Here is a 2,845-nt window from a genome sequence, read left to right as displayed (position 1 = left end):
TAAAAAGGCGGGGAATTCCCCGCCTTTTTATTGTCTGGAAGCATAGAATGCTATGAACTTTATGCTTCTGGTTAAAGCTCAACTATAAAAACCTTTTTAAATCAATTTTTTACAAAAAATGCCCTAAAATGCGTATTTTAGGGCATTTAATGAATTTTATAAAAATAATCAATGACTTAATTTGATCAAATTAAGGTTTTTTTCTTCCTTAAATGCCTATGCCTTTCTCCTTGAATAAGCTCTATAGCAACCTTTAAAATTTTATTGTTCATGCTATGTTTATCTCTATATAAAAAAGATATTAGATGTCATGACGATGCTTAATCTTACAGAAGTTTCAAAACAATTTAATTTGAATAGATCCACCATTTATAGGGCAGTCAATTCCGGTAAATTATCACGTAAATCTGATGGATCATTTGATTTAGCAGAAGTTATACGATGTTTTGGTGAACCAAAATTAACAGCCAATCCTAAACCAGCCGCATCTTCTGAAATATTAAATAATGAACTGCAAATTGCATTAATAAAAAAAGAGTTTGAGGAATTCAGGAAGCGAGCAGAGGCTGAAATTAGAGAGTTACGTGAGGATAAAGAGTTTTTGCAAGGACACTTGAAGCAAGTTACTCACTTACTAGAAATGAAAACTCAATTTAGTCCTGGTGAAACGTTGCAGCAATATAGCAATGAAACACTAAGCAACACTGAGAACACCTTTAAAAATAAGGAAGCACTATTGCAGCCACACTATAATGCAACAGAGGAAAAAACACCTGCAACAGTGAGGCGACAAAGCTTATTTAGTAGAGTCATTCGAGCTGTATTGGAGTGACTATTCTTTCCTGGACTGGAACTTAAACCCTAATTCAGCTAATGCATCTTTATATCTATGCACTTTTTTATGGTCCTTCATATCTTCAGCTATCATTTCTGCAAATTTAACTTCATCAGCACCAATTGGCGCATATACAGACAGCTTATTAAAAATAGGACTTCTATTTTCAACAACAGCCTTAGCAATTTGTGCGGAAAACATAATAATTTGTTTATCAGTGAGGCCAGTAAATAAATCAGGTGTATTTAAATCACTAGCTGCCTTCTGCTGAAGTTTCTTTTCTTCTTTAAACTTAAAGCTAAATGAGAATCCATGGATCCGAACACCCTTTTTATGTTGTTCGTACTTTACGATTAAATCTGTATGCTTATTTATTTGGTCTATAGCAACATCTAAAACTCTAGCCTTAAAGTTGTTCATTTGTTTGTATTCATTAACTCCTAGACCTAGTTGGTTCCTAAAGGTATTAATTTCAAAAACAGGGGTTTTCTTTAATTGCTTCCATTTCATTAATAATTCATAAAGGCGTACAGCATAAACACTATTCAAACCGGACGTTTTCTCTAACAAATAACTAGTAAAGAAGTCTTTCAGTCCATCAATTTGTGCGATTTCTCTAGCAACTACTCTGCTTAGAGTTATTTCAATGCGGCCTTCATCTTGAATATATTTAACATCCTGGACCCATCTACTCTTTATGGGCTTTTTATCGGCATCAAGAATAGTAAATCGTCGCTCAAATAATGTTTCTTCTGCATTTTTTAAAGCTAAATATCCAGCATCATAAGAAACATGAAACTCTTTAGCGTATTCCTTGGCATCTATGCTTAAAGGAAGAGATGGATCTAACCCATTACCATGCTCTCGCGCTCCAACAATAGCTAATTGTAATAACCGTGTTTCAGCTAAAGATAAGGTTTGAAGAGCCTCAATCAATCTATTTGTTTTGACTACTAATTTATTGGCCACTTTTTAATTAACTACAAATTTATTTATGTAACTTTTAGCACATAAATAAATTTGTATCAAATAACCGAGGAAACGTAGCTAAATAACCGAGGAAACGTAGCTAAATAACCGAGGAAACGTAGCTAAATAACCGAGGAAACGTAGCTAAATGCATTTACAAGTTATTGATATAAATTAAGAAAACGGGAGTTAAAAACATTTAAAAACATTTAAAAATTATTAAAAGCCAATTTTTTTTATTTTTATACTAATTTTATGAAATTTTGCATGATGTCAATATATAGCCCTAGAAGTCGATAGGAGCTCGAAATTCGTAAAGTTTTAGAAATGCCATAGCAAACTAGTCAGATAGATAAAAATGCGAAATGAGAGAAATAAGGGCCTTCTACGCTAGACAGCATGCGTACTTGTGATAAACTTAGACCGTATAAGAGTTTTTCTTAGGCTAGTAGCTTTTACATGATGGGGGTTGAACCATTCACGTAAAAACGAAAAAAGGGAAATTGTTAGCGCAATTTCCCTTCATTCGTAAGTTACTATTTAAAGCAATGAGTAGAGAATAAACCTCTTTAAACTTGATTAAAATCATAAACTTAAGTGATGTTTTGTATATCGATTTTAGCAGGTTTATTAACAAGGTTCAAGTTGACGGTTGTTTCAATCGTCGATTCCCCTAGAGAGATGCATTCAAAACTCACAATTTAGTGAGTAATTACTATGTTTCATCTAGTTAAAATTCCTGGTGTTAATACCCATAAAGCATCAATTCTTTATCTTTTGTTGAAAGGACATAAGATTAAGAATAAACAAATGTGGGGTTATATTGATACAGGTTATTCAGCAAGCCGGATCAGTGAGCTTCGTTCAGACTTTTGGCCTATTGATGCCACATCTAAATTAGAAGTCACCAAAGAGAAGAAAACTGTTTCTATTAAAGAGTATTTTATCAAGAGCATCCATTTAAGCGAGATTCTTAAAAATTCAGATGTTCAAGATTTCATTACTAAATATGAAGCAGCCCACGTAGATAAGGCTAGTTAG

The 2,845-nt window shown here is 33.0% G+C and carries 3 protein-coding genes; 2 read left to right on the top strand and 1 reads right to left on the bottom strand.

Going from position 1 to position 2,845, the window contains the following annotated elements; translation table 11 throughout:
* The first annotated feature begins 310 nt into the window (after window positions 1-310).
* Complete coding sequence (locus PYW33_RS16865) at window positions 311-832, top strand: plasmid replication DNA-binding protein (protein ID WP_016807187.1); 522 nt, start codon at window positions 311-313, stop codon at window positions 830-832.
* Here the strand turns inward: PYW33_RS16865 and repM are convergent, their stop codons facing one another.
* Window positions 833-1,804 (bottom strand): replication initiation protein RepM, encoded by a 972-nt coding sequence (repM, locus tag PYW33_RS16860; protein ID WP_023278692.1) that lies wholly within the window; start codon window positions 1,802-1,804, stop codon window positions 833-835.
* A 717-nt stretch (window positions 1,805-2,521) separates the two neighbouring features.
* Between repM and PYW33_RS16855 the strand changes: the two genes are divergently transcribed.
* Entirely contained in the window at window positions 2,522-2,845 is a 324-nt protein-coding gene (locus PYW33_RS16855) for a hypothetical protein (RefSeq protein ID WP_016807189.1), read from the top strand.

The organism is Acinetobacter lwoffii (genome assembly GCF_029024105.1).
Taxonomy (GTDB): domain Bacteria; phylum Pseudomonadota; class Gammaproteobacteria; order Pseudomonadales; family Moraxellaceae; genus Acinetobacter; species Acinetobacter lwoffii.
The sequence above is the reverse complement of the archived record's forward strand: the minus strand, read 5'-3'. Positions and strand labels throughout refer to the sequence as shown.

Coding starts and splice junctions, on each gene's coding strand:
- PYW33_RS16865 (WP_016807187.1), top strand. CDS start 311: ATGACGATGCTTAATCTTACAGAAGTTTCAAAACAATTTAATTTGAAT.
- PYW33_RS16855 (WP_016807189.1), top strand. CDS start 2,522: ATGTTTCATCTAGTTAAAATTCCTGGTGTTAATACCCATAAAGCATCA.